The organism is Streptomyces celluloflavus, assembly GCA_000720995.1.
GTDB lineage: Bacteria > Actinomycetota > Actinomycetes > Streptomycetales > Streptomycetaceae > Streptomyces > Streptomyces celluloflavus.
This window is the reverse complement of the sequence record JOEL01000013.1, coordinates 168534-186111: the sequence shown is the minus strand read 5'-3', so window position 1 is coordinate 186111 and position 17578 is coordinate 168534. Positions and strand designations below refer to the sequence as shown.

At 70.1% G+C, this 17578-nt stretch carries 12 protein-coding genes and 1 pseudogene; 9 read left to right on the top strand and 4 right to left on the bottom strand.

Features of this window, described 5'->3' with window-relative positions:
- Positions 1–84 precede the first annotated feature (84 nt).
- The 9 genes and pseudogenes from ngcE (at position 85) to IH09_RS14825 (ending at position 12004) form a co-directional block, all read left to right on the top strand.
- Positions 85–1521 (top strand): N-acetylglucosamine/diacetylchitobiose ABC transporter substrate-binding protein, encoded by a 1437-nt coding sequence (gene ngcE / locus IH09_RS14865; RefSeq protein WP_052856705.1) that lies wholly within the window; start codon positions 85–87, stop codon positions 1519–1521.
- A gap of 39 nt (positions 1522–1560) precedes the next feature.
- Positions 1561–2484, top strand: coding sequence for a carbohydrate ABC transporter permease (locus IH09_RS14860; RefSeq protein WP_052856704.1), 924 nt, complete (start codon positions 1561–1563; stop codon positions 2482–2484).
- Between the two features lie 12 nt (positions 2485–2496).
- Positions 2497–3426, top strand: coding sequence for a carbohydrate ABC transporter permease (locus IH09_RS14855; RefSeq protein ID WP_052856703.1), 930 nt, complete (start codon positions 2497–2499; stop codon positions 3424–3426).
- Positions 3427–3712: 286 nt separating this feature from the next.
- Positions 3713–4912 carry an ROK family transcriptional regulator gene (locus tag IH09_RS14850; RefSeq protein WP_052856702.1) on the top strand — a complete coding sequence of 400 codons (1200 nt, stop codon included), beginning with the start codon at positions 3713–3715 and terminating at the stop codon, positions 4910–4912.
- Between the two features lie 140 nt (positions 4913–5052).
- Positions 5053–6162 (top strand): substrate-binding domain-containing protein, encoded by a 1110-nt coding sequence (locus IH09_RS14845; RefSeq protein ID WP_052856701.1) that lies wholly within the window; start codon positions 5053–5055, stop codon positions 6160–6162.
- 160 nt (positions 6163–6322) lie between these two features.
- On the top strand, positions 6323–7123 hold the full coding sequence (locus tag IH09_RS14840) for an ATP-binding cassette domain-containing protein (protein WP_110952300.1): 801 nt from the start codon (positions 6323–6325) through the stop codon (positions 7121–7123).
- A complete protein-coding gene (locus tag IH09_RS14835) occupies positions 7120–8430 on the top strand; it encodes a sugar ABC transporter permease (protein WP_052856699.1) in 1311 nt (436 codons plus the stop codon). Before IH09_RS14840 ends, IH09_RS14835 begins: the two co-directional genes overlap by 4 nt.
- 376 nt (positions 8431–8806) lie before the next feature.
- Positions 8807–10276 (top strand): annotated as a pseudogene (locus IH09_RS14830) (1-deoxy-D-xylulose-5-phosphate synthase N-terminal domain-containing protein); the annotation flags it as partial.
- 195 nt (positions 10277–10471) lie between these two features.
- A complete protein-coding gene (locus tag IH09_RS14825; RefSeq protein WP_052856698.1) occupies positions 10472–12004 on the top strand; it encodes an amino acid permease in 1533 nt (510 codons plus the stop codon).
- A gap of 39 nt (positions 12005–12043) precedes the next feature.
- Here the strand turns inward: IH09_RS14825 and IH09_RS14820 are convergent, their stop codons facing one another.
- The 4 genes from IH09_RS14820 to IH09_RS14805 all read right to left on the bottom strand — a co-directional run bounded on the left by IH09_RS14820 (position 12044) and on the right by IH09_RS14805 (position 17557).
- Complete coding sequence (locus tag IH09_RS14820) at positions 12044–12433, bottom strand: NYN domain-containing protein (RefSeq protein ID WP_052856697.1); 390 nt, start codon at positions 12431–12433, stop codon at positions 12044–12046.
- A 248-nt stretch (positions 12434–12681) separates the two neighbouring features.
- Positions 12682–14811: a 3-hydroxyacyl-CoA dehydrogenase NAD-binding domain-containing protein gene (locus tag IH09_RS14815; protein WP_052856696.1), complete on the bottom strand. Its 2130-nt coding sequence runs from the start codon at positions 14809–14811 to the stop codon at positions 12682–12684.
- Positions 14808–16052 (bottom strand): thiolase family protein, encoded by a 1245-nt coding sequence (locus tag IH09_RS14810; RefSeq protein WP_052856695.1) that lies wholly within the window; start codon positions 16050–16052, stop codon positions 14808–14810. The genes IH09_RS14815 and IH09_RS14810 overlap by 4 nt, the downstream gene beginning before the upstream one ends.
- 227 nt (positions 16053–16279) lie before the next feature.
- On the bottom strand, positions 16280–17557 hold the full coding sequence (locus IH09_RS14805; protein WP_110952299.1) for an HRDC domain-containing protein: 1278 nt from the start codon (positions 17555–17557) through the stop codon (positions 16280–16282).
- Positions 17558–17578: the final 21 nt, after the last annotated feature.

Sequence of the window (17578 nt, the reverse complement as noted above, 5' to 3'; positions counted from 1 at the left end):
CGTACAACTCAGCTTCATCTGACCCGCGGTGCCGGGGTGGCTCCGGTACACCGCCTGAGTCCTGAAGAAGGCGAGGACTTGCGCATGGGATCCACCTCAGAATTCAACCGGCGTGATCTGGTAAAAAGGGCCGCCGCCCTGGGAATCGTCGCCGTGCCGGCGATGGGCGTGCTCTCCGCGTGTGCCACCGGAGGCGGTGGTGGTGAGAGTGACAACGGCGCGAAGAGCAAGGGCACGACCTCGGCGAAGAATCCGCTGGGCGTGAAGAACGGCGCACCGGTCGAAGCCTTCATCTTCAAGGGCGGTCTGGGCGACCAGTACGCCAAGGACGCCGAGGCCGACTACAACAAGACATACGGCGTCACCGTCAAGCACACCGGTACGCAGCAGGTCGGCCCGAAGCTCCAGCCGCGCTTCGCCGGCGGCAATCCGCCGGATCTCATCGACAATTCCGGCTCCGACCATCTGGACATGAACACCCTTTCCTCACAGGGCCAGTTGCAGGATCTCACGGCGCTGCTGGATGCCGCCTCGCTGGACGACCCGAACAAGAAGGTCCGGGACCTCGTCTACCCCAGCACCCTGGAAAAGGGCAAGCACAAGGACGCCTTTGATGTCCTCTACTATGCTTTCACCGTCTACGGCACCTGGTATTCCAGCAAGCTGCTGAAGGACAAGGGCTGGGAGTACCCCGCCACATTCGACGACATGATCAAGCTCTGCGCCGAGATCAAGAAGTCGGGCATGGCGCCCTGGACGTACCCGGGCAAGTATCCGTACTACGTCCACTTCAATCTCTTCTCGCAGATCGCCAAGATCGGCGGGCTGGACAAGTGGATCGCGATCGACAATCTGGAGCCGAAGGCGTGGACGTCGAACGACGCGGTCAAGCAGGTGGTCGAGCACTATGAGGAGCTGGCCGCCAAGGGCTACTTCCTGGAGGGCAGCCAGGGCCTGACCCATATCCAGTCGCAGACCGCCTGGACCCGCGGCAAGGCCGCCTTCATCCCCAACGGTTCCTGGGTGGAGAACGAGGCCGCGCCGACCACTCCGAAGGATTTCGGTATGGCCGTCGGTGTGCTGTTCGACGGCGGCAGCGGCGACAAGATGCCGCACGGCACCGTACGCGCCGAGCCCAGTGAGCCGTTCATCGTGGCCAAGGGCGGCAAGAACCCGACCGGCGGTATGGAACTGCTGCGGATCATGCTCTCCAAGAAGCATGCGCAGAACTTCGCGACAAAGGTCAAGTCGCTCACCGCCGTCCAGGGCGCGACCGACGGAATGCAGCTGTCGCCGGGGCTCTCCTCCGCCGCCGAGGTGGTCAAGGCGGGTGGTAAGAACCTGCTGATGATCCAGCTCCAGGAGTGGTATCCGAAGCTGACGGACGAGAAGATGGGCGGGCTCACCAGCCAGCTGCTGACCGGCGATATGAAGGCCGCCGAATGGATCAAGAAGGCGCAGCAGTTCTCCGATGAGTTCGCCAAGGACGATTCCGTCACCAAGTTCCACCGCGGTTCCTGACCGGGTACCACCGCTGACGAGGGAGGGCCGGGGAGCGCAATGCAACACGGCAAGTACCGATTCATCGCGGGGTTCCTGGCCCTGCCTCTGGTGATTTACGCGGTCTTCGTGATCTCACCATTCGTCCAGGCATTCCAGATATCGACCACGGAGTGGAGCGGACTCCGCGGCGCCGCCAAGAGCATCGGTCTGGACAACTACGACAAGCTGCTGCACAGCGACGAATTCTGGAACGCGCTCAAACACAACGTCATCATGCTCGTACTGGTACCGATCGCGACACTGGCGCTGGGGCTGTTCTTCGCCTTCATGCTCAATGTCGGCGGCCGGTCCCGTCGGGGCGCCGTCATCACCGGCGTGCGCGGTGCGGGGTTCTACAAGTTCGTCTACTTCTTCCCGCAGGTCATCTCGATCACCATCATCTCGGTGATCTGGTTCAACATCTACAATCCGGATCCGCACGACGGCATGCTCAACTCGCTGCTCGGTGCGGTGGGCCTGGATTCCCTCCAGAGTTCCTGGCTGGGCGAGAAGGACATCGCGCTCGCCTGCATCATGGTCGTGATGGTCTGGGCGAATGTCGGCTTCTATGTCGTGCTGTTCTCGGCGGCCATGGCCTCCATTCCGCGGGACATCTACGAAGCCTCGCTGCTGGACGGCGCCAACCGCCTGCACACCTTCTTCCGGATCACGCTTCCGCTGCTCTGGGACACCGTGCAGACGGGGTGGGTCTACATGGGCATCATCGCGATGGACGCCTTCGCGCTGGTGCAGATCATGTCGGTCAACATGGGCGGCCCGGACGGCGCGACGGATGTCGTACCGCTGCGGCTCTACCAGACCGCCTTCCGCGACAGCCAGTTCGGCTACGCCGCGGCCATGGGCGTCGCCATGCTCGTCGTGACGCTGTTGTTCGCCGTTCTCACGATGCGCTTCGCGCGGCGTGAGCGGATCGAGTTCTAGGGGTACGGGCGCATGACGACGGAAACCAACGCGGTGGACCGGCGGCCGGCGGTATCCGGCCCGAGCACCGGCGGCGCGGCCCGCGGGAGGAAATCCCGCAAGGGCGCCGAGGGCGGCGTACTGAACGTCTTCTCGCACGGCATGCTGATCGTGTGGGCGCTGATGGTGGGGCTGCCCCTGCTGTGGGTGCTGTGGAGCTCCTTCAAGAGCAGCGGGGACATTCTCACCACGCCGTGGTCGCTGCCGGACAGTCTGCATTTCGAGAACTGGGCGAACGCCTGGAACAAGGCCAACATCGGCAAGTTCTTCCTCAACACCATTATCGTGGTGGGCGGTTCGGTCATCGGGACGATGGTGCTCGGCTCCATGGCGGGCTATGTCCTGGCGCGGTTCACGTTCCCCGGGAACAGATTCATCTACTACCTGTTCGTGGCCGGTATGTCCTTCCCGGTCTTCATGCTGGTCATCCCGCTGTTCTTCGTGATGCGGGACTTCCCCGGGATACCGCTGCTGGCGACGTACCAGGGCCTGATCATGGTCTATATCGCCTATTCGCTGCCCTTCACCGTCTTCTTCATGACGTCGTTCTTCCGTACGCTGCCGACCTCGGTGGCGGAGGCGGCGATGATCGACGGCGCCTCGCATCTGCGGACGTTCTTCCAGGTGATGCTGCCGATGGCCAAACCGGGCCTGATCAGCATCGGGATCTTCAACTTCCTGGGCCAGTGGAACCAGTACCTGCTGCCGATGGTCCTCAACCAGAACGAGGACAAGTACGTCCTCACCCAGGGTCTGGCCAACATCGCCCTGCAGCAGGGTTACGAGGGCGACTGGGGCGGTCTGATGGCCGGCATGATGATTGCGATGCTGCCGGTGCTCATCGTGTACTTCATCTTCCAGCGGCAGGTGCAGGCCGGTCTGACGGCCGGCGCGATCAAGTAGCACCCGGGGCCGTTGCCCCGTGCCCTCCAGGGCGGCTCCGCCACGGCGGATCCGCCCTGCGGTCTGTCCGGATACGGTTCCGTACGTCCCGTACCGGCGGCGCGGACCACGGCCGGCGGCCGCGCCACTTCCCGATCATGCTCCGCTCAACGCCTTGACGGGACTTCCCGGCCGGAGTTCTGCTTAGGGTTCACATGTTGAAATCGTAAGCCGCCCCCCGAGGACGTGGGTGCGGCCAGGCGGACGGTCGTCGTGCCGTCCGCCCCAGGCGGGAGTGGATGAGCCGATGGAGACTCCGGGGTCGCAGTCCTCGCTGCACCGGGCCAATCTGGAGCGGGTCGTACGCGCGGTGCGCATGGCGGGCTCGCTGACGCAGGCGGAGATCGCCCGGAGCACCGGGCTGTCCGCGGCCACGGTCTCCAATATCGTTCGTGAGTTGAAGGACGGCGGGACCGTCGAGGTGACCCCCACCTCCGCGGGCGGACGGCGGGCGCGCAGCGTCTCGCTCTCCGGTGACGCGGGCATCGTGGTGGGGGTCGATTTCGGCCACTCCCATCTGCGGGTGGCGGTCGGGAACCTGGCCCACCAGGTGCTCGCGGAAGAGGCCGAGCCGATCGATGTGGACGCCTCCGCCGCCGAGGGGTTCGACCGGGCGGAACGGCTGGTCAACAGGTTGATCGAGGCGACCGGGATCGCACCGGGCAAGGTGATCGGGGTGGGTCTGGGCGTGCCCGGCCCCATCGACGTCGAATCCGGCACCCTCGGGTCGACGGCGATCCTGCCGGGCTGGTCGGGCACGAACCCGAGCCGGGCGCTCTCCGAACGCCTCGGCGTGCCCGTGTACGTCGACAACGACGCCAACCTCGGCGCGCTGGGCGAGCTGGTGTGGGGCAGCGGCCGGGGCGCCACCGACCTGGCGTACATCAAGGTCGCCAGCGGTGTCGGCGCGGGGCTGGTGATCAGCGGGCAGATCTACCGCGGCCCCGGCGGCACGGCGGGCGAGATCGGGCACATCACGCTGGACGAGGCCGGGCCGGTGTGCCGCTGCGGCAACCGCGGCTGCCTGGAGACCTTCACCGCCGCCCCGTACGTGCTCCCCCTGCTGCGGCCGAGCCACGGCGCCGAGCTGACCATGGCGCGGGTGGTGCGGCTGGCCCGCGAGGGCGACCCGGGCTGCCGGCGGGTGATCGGGGACGTGGGCCGCCATATCGGCAGCGGGGTGGCCAATCTCTGCAATCTGCTCAACCCGAGCCGGGTGGTGCTCGGCGGGGATCTCGCGGAGGCCGGTGAGCTGGTGCTGGGGCCGATCCGCGAATCGGTGTCGCGGTACGCGATCCCCAGCGCGGCACGGCAGTTGGGGATCGTGCCGGGTACCCTCGGCGGCCGCGCGGAGGTCCTGGGCGCGCTCGCGCTGGTGCTGAGCGAGATGGGCGACTCGACGCTGCTGGGCGGGGTGCGGACCGCGGGCGCTCCCGTTACCGCGTAGACGCCCTGAGTTCAGACAGCTAACGCATGGCACCGTTGTCATCTCGTTAAGGATTTACTCCTTGACGGTGGGCTGGCGGCCGAGTTGACTTCCAGCCACCTCGGCCGCAACGACGCGGCCACGTCAGGGAGGCAACCCCAATGAACCTTTGGACGCGTCGCGTCGTCATAGGCACCGCAGCCGTCTCGATGGCGCTCTCCGTCGCCGCCTGCGGGAAGGCCGGCGACGGCGGGAAGGCCGCCGACGGTGGCGGCGGCGGTGGCGACAGCAAAACCATCGGACTGCTGCTGCCGGAGAACAAGACCACCCGCTACGAGACCTTCGACCGCCCGCTGATGACGGCGAAGATCAGGGAACTCTGCGGCGACTGCAAGGTCATGTACAACAACGCGGCGCAGGACACCGAGAACCAGAAGAAGCAGTTCGACGCGCTGATCACCCAGGGCGTCAAGGTGATCATTCTGGACCCCGTCGACTACAAGGCCACCAAGTCCTGGGTGAACCAGGCCGCCAAGAAGGGCGTCAAGGTCGTCGCGTACGACCGGCTGGCCGAGGGGCAGATCTCCGCCTACGTCTCCTACGACAACGAGAAGATCGGCCGCCTCCAGGGCGAGGCGCTGGTCAAGGCGCTCGGCGACAAGGCCAAGGAGAGCGATGTCGTCATGATCAACGGCTCGCCGACCGACCCGAACGCCCCGTTCTTCAAGAAGGGCGCCCACAGCGTCCTCGACAAGCAGGTCAAGAAGATCAGCTACGAGCAGGACATCCCCGACTGGTCGTCGGACGAGGCCAACAAGAAGATGAGCGCGGCCATCGACTCGCTCGGCAAGAGCGCCATCCAGGGCGTCTACTCCGCCAACGACGGTATGGCGGGCGGCATCATCACCGCCCTCAAGAACCAGGGCGTCAAGGTCCCGGTCGGCGGCCAGGACTCCGAACTCGCCGGCCTCCAGCGGATCCTCAAGGGCGACCAGGCGTTCACGATCTACAAGCAGATCAAGCCGCAGGCCGACATCACCGCCGAGATCGCGGTCAAGCTCCTCAAGGGCGAGAAGACCGACTCCCTGACACCCACCAAGGTGGACAGCCTCAGCGGCGAGGTCAAGGGCATCCCCGCCAAGCTGTACGACGCGCAGATCGTGACCAAGGACAACATCGAGGACACGCTCGTCAAGGACAAGGTCTACAAGGTGAGCGACATCTGCACGCCGGACGTCAAGGCGGCGTGCGAGGCAGCCGGTATCAAGTGACACCCGCCGGCCGGGGCCGCGCGGTACTCCCGTGGCCCCGCCGCCCGGACCGGTGCCCGGTCCCGTAACCGCCCCACTCCGGGAGCGGGCTCCGGAGCGCACCGCGCACACCCCTGCCCCACGCACCACCGTCCCCGCCGTTGCGACGGCGGCGAAGGAGATGATTCACGTGTCCGCTCCGCCTGTGCTGGCGTTGCGCGGAATCTCCAAGCGCTTCGGCGCCGTCCAGGCGCTCACGGACGTCACCCTGGAGATCCACCCCGGTGAGGTGGTCGCCCTCGTCGGCGACAACGGCGCCGGTAAGTCCACCCTCGTCAAGACCATCTCGGGCGTCCACCCGGTCGACGACGGCGCCATCGAATGGGAGGGCCGGCCGGTCCGCATCACCCGGCCGCACGACGCCCAGGACCTCGGCGTCGCCACCGTCTACCAGGATCTGGCGCTCTGCGACAACCTCGACGTCGTCGCCAACCTCTACCTCGGCAACGAACTGCGCACCGCCGGGATCCTGGACGAGATCGCGATGGAGAAGCGCGCCAAGGAACTGCTGGACACCCTGTCCATCCGCATCCCCAGCGTCCGCATCCCCGTCGCCTCGCTCTCCGGCGGCCAGCGGCAGGTCGTCGCCATCGCCCGCGCGCTGATCGGCGACCCGAAGGTCGTCATCCTCGACGAGCCGACCGCCGCCCTCGGCGTCGAGCAGACCGCCCAGGTCCTCGACCTCGTGGAGCGGCTGCGCGAGCGGAACCTCGCCACCATCCTCATCAGCCACAACATGGCCGATGTGCAGGCCGTCGCGGACCGGGTCGCGGTGCTGCGGCTGGGCCGCAACAACGGTGTCTTCGACGTCGCGGACACCTCGCACGAAGAGATCATCGCCGCCATCACCGGCGCCTCGGACAACGCCGTCACCCGCCGCAAGGCGCGTACGGACCAGGTCAGGAAGGAGGACGCGCGATGAGCGACCTCACCGAACGCTCCGGCGGCGAGGACACCACGGCGGACCCGGCCGCTCCGGCCGCCGCGCCCGGTCCCCAGCCGGCCGCCGTCGACCCCCGCCTGCTCGTCCGCGAGAAGGGCCTCGCCGGATACGTCGACGACTTCGCACGCCGGGTGCGCGGCGGTGAGCTGGGCTCGCTGCCGGTCATCATCGGCCTGATCGTCATCGCCGTCGTCTTCCAGTTCAAGAACAGCAACTTCCTGTCCGCCGACAGCCTCGCGAACATCGGCGTCTACACCTCGGGCCTCGGCATCATGGCGGTCGGCATCGTCTTCGTGCTGCTGCTCGGCGAGATCGACCTGTCCGTCGGCTCGGTGGCCGGTGTCGGCGCCGCCGTCTGGGCCGTGCTCAGCACCACCCACGGCGTCGGCGACGGGCTCGCGGTGCTGATCGCCGTCGTCGTCGGCATCGGCATCGGCGCCCTGCACGGCTTCTTCTTCGCCAAGGTCGGCGTACCGGCCTTCGTCGTCACACTGGCCGGTTTCCTCGGCTGGAGCGGCCTGCAGATCTGGCTGATGGGCAAGGAGGGCTCCATCAACACGCCGGGCGGCAGCGTGGTGGAGAAGCTCACCGGCTACTACTTCGAGGACAAGGCCGCCGCCTACGGCCTCGCCCTGGTCGCGGTCCTCGCCTACGCCGGCTCGCTGCTGCTGAGCGCCCGGCGCCGGCGCGCCGCGGCCCTGCCCAGCCGGCCGCTCGGCGAGATCCTGCTGCGCACCGGCGTCGTCGCCGTCCTCGCCTTCGCCGTCGCGTACGTGCTCAACGAGCCCGCGGGCGCCCGGGGCCTGCCACTGGCCCTGGTGCTCTTCCTGGCGGTCCTGGTCATCGCCGACTACGTGGTGCGCCGCACCACCTACGGGCGGCAGATCTTCGCGGTCGGCGGCAACGCCGAGGCGGCCCGCCGCGCCGGTATCAACGTGACCCGGATCCGGATCAGCGTCTTCGCCGTCTCCGGCATGCTCGCCGCGTTCGGCGGTCTGTTCATCGCCAGCCTCTCCGGCGGCGCCACCAAGAACCTGGGCGCCGGCAACACCCTGATGAACGTCATCGCGGCGGCCGTCATCGGCGGCACCAGCCTCTTCGGCGGCCGCGGCAAGGTCTGGTCGGCGCTGCTGGGCATGCTGGTCATCCAGTCCATCCAGCAGGGCCTGAACCTGCTCGGCATGGCCAGCGAGATCCAGAACATGATCACCGGCGCGGTCCTGCTCGCCGCCGTGGTGATCGACTCCATCTCCCGCCGCACCCAGAAGACGGCCGGACGCACCTGACCGCCGACCGCCCGCCGCACCCGGCGACACCGGCCCCCACCAGGCACGATCCGGTGGGGGCCGGTCAGCGTGCGGAGCCCGCCGCCGACGGGGCCCGTTTGGCCGCCGCACCCGAGTGACATACATCGCAAGGCCCGGCCGCCGACGCCGCGGCCGGAACACTAGACTCGGCTGATCGGCAAGCTCGACCAGCTCGAAGTCGAAGCTCGACAGCAAGGAGGCACAGTGCAGAAGGTGCCGCGCGAAGCGCGCCAGGCCGGGGCGATGGCGGGCGACGGTGGGGAGGTGCTGACCCGCATCAAGGGGCCGCGGGACCTCGACCGGCTGGGTCCGGAACAGCTTGAGCAGCTCGCCGGGGAGATCCGTACGTTCCTCCCGCCCGCTGGTCATCGTCGTCAACGACAACGAGCGCTCCTACGCGCCCACCATCGGCGGCCTCGCCGACCACCTCGCCACCCTGCGCACCACCGACGGCTACGAGCGGTTCCTGGCCCGCGGCAAGGACCTCCTGGAGCGCACGCCGGTCGTCGGCAAGCCGCTCTACGAGACGCTGCACGGCGCCAAGAAGGGCCTCAAGGACTTCATCGCCCCGCAGGGCATGTTCGAGGACCTCGGCCTGAAGTACGTCGGTCCGATCGACGGCCACGACCTGGAGGCCCTGGAGTCCGCGCTGCAGCGCGCCAAGCGGTTCGGCGGCCCGGTCATCGTGCACTGCCTCACCGAGAAGGGCCGCGGCTACAAGCCGGCCGAACAGGACGAGGCGGACCGCTTCCACGGCATCGGCGTCATCCACCCGGACACCGGCCTGCCGGTCGCCGCGTCCGGTGCCGACTGGACCTCCGTCTTCGGCGAGGAGATGGTCAAGCTCGGCCGCGAGCGCGGGGACATCGTCGCGATCACCGCCGCGATGCTCCAGCCCGTCGGCCTCCAGAAGTTCGCCAAGGCGTTCCCCGACCGGGTCTACGACGTGGGCATCGCCGAACAGCACGGCGCCGTCTCGGCCGCGGGGCTGGCGACCGGCGGTCTGCACCCCGTCTTCGCGCTCTACGCCACCTTCCTCAACCGCGCCTTCGACCAGGTCCTGATGGACGTCGCGCTGCACAAGTGCGGGGTCACCTTCGTGCTGGACCGCTCCGGTGTCACCGGCACCGACGGCGCCTCGCACAACGGCATGTGGGACATGTCGCTGCTCCAGATCGTGCCCGGTCTGCGGATCGCCGCACCGCGCGACGCCGACCAGGTCCGCGCCCAGCTGCGCGAGGCCGTCGAGGTCGATGACGCCCCCACGGTCGTCCGCTACTCCAAGGGCGCGGTCGGCCCGGCCGTCGAGGCGGTCGGCAAGGTCGGCGGGATGGACGTGCTGCGCGCGCCCGACGCCACCGTCCCCTCGCCCGACGTCCTGCTCGTCTCGGTCGGCGCGCTGGCCCCGATGTGCCTGGAGATCGCCGCGCTCCTCGACAAGCAGGGCATCTCCACCACGGTCGTCGACCCGCGCTGGGTCAAGCCGGTGGACGCGGCGCTGCCGGCTCTGGCGGCCCGGCACCGGGTGGTCGTCACCGTCGAGGACAACATCCGCACCGGCGGGGTCGGCTCGGCGGTCGCGCAGGCGCTGCGGGACGCCGGGGTGGACCTCCCGCTGCGCGACTTCGGCATCCCCGAGCGGTTCCTCGACCACGCCTCCCGCAAGGAGGTCATGGCGGAGATCGGACTGACCGCACCGGACATCGCCCGCCAGGTGACGGGCCTCGTCGCCCGGATCGACGGCCGCTTCGAGGACACCGCGGACCCGGCCGGCGCCGCGGCCGTGGGCGGGGAGGCCCAGCCCGCCGAGGCCGCCCGCGACTGAGCGCACCACCCGTGCCGATGGGCCGGCCGGTCACCCCCCGCGGGTGCACCGGCCGGCCCATTGCCATGTCCGCCGCCGCGCCTCATCGGGTGAATCCCCGCCCGGTGGAGCCCCGACGTCCCCGGACCGGTTCCCGCGATTGCGGAGACTCGGTCAGTTCAGGAGTCGCGAGGTCGTCCAGGCGGAGGTACGCCCATGAGCACAGAGCACGGCAGCACATCCCATGGCACACGCCGCGACCGTGGCATGTTCCGGACGAAGACCGTCGAGCAGTCGATCCGGGACACCGAGGAGCCGGAGCACGAGCTCAAGAAGTCCCTCTCGGCACTCGACCTGACCGTCTTCGGGGTCGGTGTCGTCATCGGCACCGGCATCTTCGTCCTCACCGGAAAGATCGCCAAACAGCAGGCGGGCCCCTCCGTCGCCGTCGCCTTCGTCGTCGCGGGCGCGGTCTGCGCACTGGCCGCGCTCTGCTACGCCGAGTTCGCCTCCACGGTGCCGGTCGCCGGATCGGCCTATACGTTCGCGTACGCCTCGCTCGGCGAACTGCCGGCCTGGATCATCGGCTGGGACCTGATCCTGGAGCTGGCGCTGGGCTGTGCGGTGGTCGCCGTCGGCTGGTCCGGCTATCTGCGCTCGCTGCTGGACACCGCGGGGCTGCATCTGCCCGAGGAGCTGGCCGGCACCCACGACGGGCGGTTCGGCTTCGATCTGCTGGCCTGCCTGCTGGTGGTGGCCGTGACCGCCGTCCTGGTCCTCGGGATGAAGCTCTCCTCCCGGGTGACGGCGGTGATCGTCGGCATCAAGGTCACCGTCGTCCTGCTGGTCATCGTCGCCGGCTCCCTGTTCATCACCGCCGCCAACTACCGGCCGTTCATCCCGCCGGCCCTGCCCACCGCGCACGGCGGCGGACTGACCGCGCCGCTGTCCCAGCTGATGTTCGGCTTCACCCCGTCGCACTTCGGCGTGATGGGCATCTTCGCGGCGGCGGCCGTGGTCTTCTTCGCCTTCATCGGCTTCGACATCGTGGCCACCGCCGCGGAGGAGACCCGCAACCCGCAGCGCGATGTGCCCCGCGGGATCCTGGGGTCGCTCGCCATCTGCACGCTCCTGTACGTCGCCGTCTCCATCGTCGTCACCGGCATGGTCAAGTACACCGAGCTGACCACCGACGCCCCGCTCGCCGACGCGTTCAAGGCCGTCGGGCACCCCTTCTACGCCGGGGTGATCAGCTTCGGCGCCGCCGTCGGCCTGACCTCGGTCTGCATGATCCTGCTGCTCGGCCAGAGCCGGGTCTTCTTCGCGATGAGCCGCGACGGGCTGCTGCCGCAGTTCTTCTCCCGGGTCCACCCGCGCTTCGGCACCCCCTACCGCTCGACCGTCGCGCTGGGCCTCGTCGTCGCCGTCGTCGCCGGTTTCACCTCGATCAACGAACTCGCCGAACTGGTCAACATCGGCACGCTGTTCGCGTTCGTGGTGGTCGCCGTCGGCGTGGTGCTGCTGCGCCGCTCCCGCCCCGACCTGCCGCGCGCCTTCCGCACCCCGCTGGTGCCGCTGATCCCGGTCGCGTCCGTGCTCGCCTCGCTCTGGCTGATGCTCAACCTGCCCGCCGAGACCTGGCTGCGGTTCGCGGTCTGGATGGTGCTGGGCTTCGGCATCTACTTCGTGTACGGGCGTGCGCACAGCCGCCTGGGCAGCCGGCTGCGGGGCACGGGCCGGATCCGCTGACCCGCGGCCCGGCGCACCGCCGCGCTACACACCGCCGCGCTACGCGCCGTCCCGCCCGCCCCGGACGGCGCGCGGCCCGGTGACCCGGGCGCCCAGCGCCTCGACGCGCCGCCGCAGCTCGCGGTCGGCGGTGACCACCAGGCAGTCCCGCCCGCCGCCCTCGTCCGCCACCAGCTGCACGATCCGGTCGTCGCCGCTGCCGCGCGCCGACTCCACCCGTACGCCCTCGGCCGACGCCACCGCGCGCGCCGCGCCCTCCACGACGAGGACGATCTCCAGCGGCGGACCGGCCAGCCCCGGCAGCCCGGCGGCGGTGTACCCGCCCAGCGCGTCGCGCAGCCGCTCCGCCGCACCGTGCCGGTCGCGCCACCAGCCGTCGGGCACCGAGCCCACGACGTTCGCGGCGTCGACGATGACCAAGGAATCCATACCGCAACCTTCCCACGGCGGACCGCGCCCCGCCCCGCGGCCACCGCCGGCGCCTCACGCGGCCGGCCGGCGCCCGCACCACCCGCCGGATCCGGCCGCCGACGCCGCGCACCGGCCGGGGTAACTCGGCGTGCGGGCAGGGCACTTCGGCGGCGGCTGCGCCCCAAGCGAAACATCCCCGCACACACGACGGCGCGGGCCCGCCGCATCCGGCAGGCCCGCGCCGTCGCGCGCTCAGGTCACCGCGGCTATGCGGGCACGCTCGCGACGCCCGGGGCCAGGAACTTCTTGCCGGTCACCCGCTCGGAGACGCCCTCGCGGTCCAGGTACGGCGTGATGCCGCCCAGGTGGAAGGGCCAGCCGGCGCCGGTGATCAGGCACAGGTCGATGTCCTGCGCCTCGGCGACGACGCCCTCGTCCAGCATCAGGCCGATCTCCTGCGCGACGGCGTCCAGGACCCGGTCGCGGACCTGCTCCTCGGTGAGCACCGCCGTGCCCTGCCGGAGCAGGGCCGCGACCTCCGGGTCCAGCTCCGGCTTGCCGGAGTCGTAGACGTAGAAGCCGCGCTTGCCGGCCTTGACCACGGCCGCCAGGTTCGGCGAGACGGTGAAGCGGTCGGGGAACGCGCCGTGCAGCGTCTCGGAGACGTGCAGCCCGATCGCCGGGCCGACCAGCTCCAGCAGCACCAGCGGCGACATCGGCAGTCCGAGCGGCTCGACGGCCCGCTCGGCGACCTCGACCGGGGTGCCCTCGTCGATGACGTTCTGGATCTCGCCCATGAAGCGGGTCAGGATGCGGTTGACGACGAACGCCGGCGCGTCCTTCACCAGCACCGCGGTCTTCTTCAGGGACTTGGCGACGGCGAACGCGGTGGCCAGCGACGCGTCGTCGGTCCGCTCCGCGCGCACGATCTCCAGCAGCGGCAGGATCGCGACCGGGTTGAAGAAGTGGAAGCCCACCACCCGCTCGGGGTGCCTCAGCTTCGACGCCATCTCGGTGACCGACAGCGAGGAGGTGTTGGTGGCCAGCACGGCGTGCTCCGGCACCACCGCCTCGACCTCGGCGAACACCTGCTGCTTGACGCCCATCTCCTCGAAGACGGCCTCGATGACGAAGTCCGCGTCCCCGAAGGCGGCCGCCTTGTCGAGGTGACCGGTGACCAGGCCCTTGAGGCGGTTGGCCTTGTCCTGGTTCACCCGGCCCTTGAGCAGCAGCTTGTCGATCTCGTCGTGGACGTACGCCACGCCCTTGTCGATCCGGGCCTGGTCGATGTCCGTGAGGACGACCGGCACCTGAAGGCGGCGCGCGAACAGCAGCGCCAGCTGCGAGGCCATCAGCCCCGCGCCGACCACGCCCACCTTGGTGACCGGACGGGCCAGCTTCTTGTCCGGGGCGCCGGCGGGGCGCTTGGCGCGCTTCTGCACCAGGTTGAACGCGTAGATGCCGCTGCGCAGTTCGCCGCCCATGATCAAGTCCGCGAGGGCCTGGTCCTCGGCGTCGAAGCCCTGCTGGCGGTCGCCGTTCCTGGCGGCGTCGATGATGTCCAGCGCGCGGTAGGCGGCCGGGGCAGCGCCGTGCACCTTGCCGTCGGCGACGGCCCGGCCGCGCGCCACCGCCGCGTCCCAGGCCGCACCGCGGTCGATCTCGTCGCGGACGACCTCGACATCGCCCGTGAGCACCGACGCGGTCCAGCCCAGCGACTGCTCCAGGAAGTCCGCGCCCTCGAAGAGCGCGTCCGCGATGCCGAGTTCGAAGACCTGCGCGCCCTTGAGCTGGCGGTTCTGGTTGAGCGAGTTCTCGATGATGACGCGCACCGCGCGGTCCGCGCCGATCAGGTTCGGCAGCAGCACGCAGCCGCCCCAGCCCGGCACCAGACCGAGGAAGACCTCGGGCAGCGAGAACGCGGGCAGCGCCTTGGAGACGGTGCGGTAGGTGCAGTGCAGCCCGATCTCGACGCCGCCGCCCATCGCCGCGCCGTTGTAGTACGCGAAGGTCGGTACGGCCAGGCCCGACAGCCGCTTGAAGACGTCGTGCCCGCCCGTGCCGATGGCCAGCGCGTCCTGGTGCCGCTTGAGCAGCTCGACGCCCTTGAGGTCGGCGCCGACCGCGAAGATGAACGGTTTGCCGGTGATGCCGATGCCGACGACGGAGCCGTCCGCGGCCTCCTTCTCCACCTGGTCGATGGCGGCGTTGACGTTCGCCAGCGACTGGGGGCCGAAGGTGGTCGGCTTGGTGTGGTCCAGGCCGTTGTCCAGCGTGATGAGCGCGAACCTGCCCGCACCCCGGGGCAGTTCGAGATGGCGTACGTGCGCCTGCGTGACGACCTCGTCGGGGAACAGCTCGGCCGCGCCCTTCAACAGCTCAGCGGTGGTACTCACTTGCCTGCTCCCTCGCGGTGTCCGTTGGCTGCCCCGCTCCAGTGCGGGTTCTCCCAGATGACCGTGCCGCCCATGCCGAAGCCGACACACATGGTGGTGATGCCGTAGCGGACCTGCGGCTGCTCCTCGAACTGCCGGGCCAGCTGCGTCATCAGGCGGACACCGGAGGAGGCCAGCGGGTGGCCGAAGGCGATGGCGCCGCCGTACTGGTTGACGCGCGGGTCGTCGTCCGCGATGCCGTAGTGGTCCAGGAGCGAGAGCACCTGCACCGCGAAGGCTTCGTTGATCTCGAACAGGCCGATGTCATCGATCGTCAGACCGGCCTGCGCCAGCGCCTTCTCGGTCGCCGGGACCGGTCCGATGCCCATCACCTCGGGCTCGACACCGGCGAAGGAGTACGCCACCAGGCGCATCTTGACGGGCAGGCCCAGCTCGCGCGCGACGTCCTCGGCGGCGATCAGCGAGGCGGTGGCGCCGTCGTTGAGACCGGCGGCGTTGCCCGCGGTCACCCGGCCGTGCGGCCGGAACGGGGTCTTCAGGGCCGCGAGGTTCGCCAGCGTCGTCCCCGGGCGCATCGGCTCGTCGGCGGTCGCCAGGCCCCAGCCGGTCTCGCCGGCCTCCGGGTTGGTGCGGCGCACCGAGATCGGCACCAGGTCGGCCTGGATCTGGCCGTTGGCGTACGCCTTCGCGGCCTTCTCCTGGCTGCGCACCGCGTAGGCGTCGGCGCGCTCCTTGGTCAGGTGCGGCAGCCGGTCGTGCAGGTTCTCCGCCGTCATGCCCATGAACAGGGCGGACTCGTCGACCAGCTTCTCCGACACGAAGCGCGGGTGCGGGTCCACGCCCTCACCCATGGGGTGGCGGCCCATGTGCTCGACACCGCCGGCCACCGCGAGGTCGTACGCGCCGAAGGCGACACCGCCGGCGACGCTGGTCACGGCGGTCATCGCACCGGCGCACATCCGGTCGATGGAGAAGCCGGGCACCGACTGGGGCAGGCCCGCCAGGATGCCGGCGGTCCGGCCCAGGGTCAGGCCCTGGTCGCCGATCTGGGTGGTCGCCGCGAGCGCGACCTCGTCGATCCTGGCCGGATCGAGGTCCGGGTTGCGGCGCAGCAGCTCCCGGATGCACTTGACGACCAGGTCGTCGGCGCGGGTCTCGTGGTAAATGCCCTTCGGGCCCGCCTTGCCGAACGGGGTGCGGACGCCGTCGACGAAGACGACGTCCCTAGCGGTACGAGGCACGTTGGCTCTCCTCCAGGTGCGGGATGGCACTGCTGCGGAGCGCGCCCGGGGCGCGCGTCACACCCCTCATGCTACTTGTGGGTAACCAAGCTGCCCAGCCCCCTCGGCCGGAGCGGTGAACGTCACACCCGCCCGGCCGACGGCACAGAAAATCCTCGGCCGTCCCGCGGGCCGGCCGATCCGGCGCGCGGGACGACCGAGGACACGGTCGGGCGGGGTGGCGACGCTCAGTCGTCGGCCGGCGGCACCAGCGCCTCGGCGAGGACGGGGGCGACCTGCTCGATCTGCCAGTCACGGGCGCCGTACCCGGCGAGCACCTCGGCGACCTTCTCCCGCGTCGGCTCGGCCGGCGGCTCCCAGCACAGCCGCCGCACGGTGTCCGGCGTGATGAGGTTCTCCTGCGGGAGGCCCAGGCGCTCGGCCAGCGTGGTCACCGCGGCGCGCGCGGCGGTCAGCCGGGCCGCGGCGACCGGGTCCTTGTCGGCCCAGGAGCGGGGCGGCGGTGGCCCGTTGAGCGGCTGGCCGGGCTGCGGCAGCTCACTGTCCGGCAGCGCCCTGGCGCGGTCGACGGCGTCCTGCCACTGCTCCAGCTGACGGCGGCCCATGCGGTGGCCGAAGCCGGGCAGCGCGGCCAGTGCGTGGGTGTTCGGCGGCAGATTCAGCGCCGCCTCCACGATCGCGCCGTCGCCGAGCACCTTGCCGGGCGAGACGTCGCGCCGCTGCGCCACCTGGTCCCGGGCCGTCCACAGCTCCCGTACGACCGCCATCTGGCGGCGCCTGCGCACCTTGTGCATACCGGAGGTGCGGCGCCAGGGGTCCTTGCGCGGCGGCGCCGGGGGAGCGGCCGCGATGGCCGCGAACTCCTGCCGGGCCCACTCCAGCTTCCCCTGCCGCGCCAGCTCCTCCTCCAGCGCGTCGCGCAGATCCACCAGCAGCTCGACGTCGAGTGCGGCGTAGCGCAGCCACGGCTCGGGCAGCGGGCGGGTGGACCAGTCGACGGCGGAGTGGCCCTTCTCCAGCGCGAAGCCGAGGACGTTCTCGACCATCGCGCCCAGGCCGACCCGGGCGAAGCCGGCCAGCCGCCCGGCCAGCTCGGTGTCGAAGATCCGGGTGGGGATCATCCCTATGTCCCGCAGGCACGGCAGGTCCTGGGTGGCGGCGTGCAGCACCCACTCCGCGTCGGCGATCGCGGCACCGAGGGCCGACAGGTCGGGGCAGCCGACCGGGTCGATCAGTACGCTGCCGGCGCCCGCGCGGCGCAGCTGGACGAGGTAGGCGCGCTGGCCGTAGCGGTAGCCGGAGGCGCGTTCGGCGTCCACGGCGACGGGGCCGGTGCCGGCCGCGAAGGCGGCCACGACCTCGGCGAGCGCCTCGTCGGTCGCGGTCACCGGGGGGATGCCTTCGCGGGGTTCCAGGAGCGGTACCGGCGCCGGATCGGTATCCGGAGGCGAGTCTCCGGCTGCTCGCAGTGTCGTCTCTGCTGCGGTGTTTTGGGCGTCGGTCACCGGTCAAGGGTATCTGTGTAT

What these genes read in the sequence shown, in the direction of transcription:
- ngcE (WP_052856705.1), top strand. Translation starts at nt 85, where the DNA reads ATGGGATCCACCTCAGAATTCAACCGGCGTGATCTGGTAAAAAGGGCC.
- IH09_RS14860 (WP_052856704.1), top strand. Translation starts at nt 1,561, where the DNA reads ATGCAACACGGCAAGTACCGATTCATCGCGGGGTTCCTGGCCCTGCCT.
- IH09_RS14855 (WP_052856703.1), top strand. Translation starts at nt 2,497, where the DNA reads ATGACGACGGAAACCAACGCGGTGGACCGGCGGCCGGCGGTATCCGGC.
- IH09_RS14850 (WP_052856702.1), top strand. Translation starts at nt 3,713, where the DNA reads ATGGAGACTCCGGGGTCGCAGTCCTCGCTGCACCGGGCCAATCTGGAG.
- IH09_RS14845 (WP_052856701.1), top strand. Translation starts at nt 5,053, where the DNA reads ATGAACCTTTGGACGCGTCGCGTCGTCATAGGCACCGCAGCCGTCTCG.
- IH09_RS14840 (WP_110952300.1), top strand. Translation starts at nt 6,323, where the DNA reads ATGATTCACGTGTCCGCTCCGCCTGTGCTGGCGTTGCGCGGAATCTCC.
- IH09_RS14835 (WP_052856699.1), top strand. Translation starts at nt 7,120, where the DNA reads ATGAGCGACCTCACCGAACGCTCCGGCGGCGAGGACACCACGGCGGAC.
- IH09_RS14825 (WP_052856698.1), top strand. Translation starts at nt 10,472, where the DNA reads ATGAGCACAGAGCACGGCAGCACATCCCATGGCACACGCCGCGACCGT.
- IH09_RS14820 (WP_052856697.1), bottom strand. Translation starts at nt 12,433, where the DNA reads ATGGATTCCTTGGTCATCGTCGACGCCGCGAACGTCGTGGGCTCGGTG.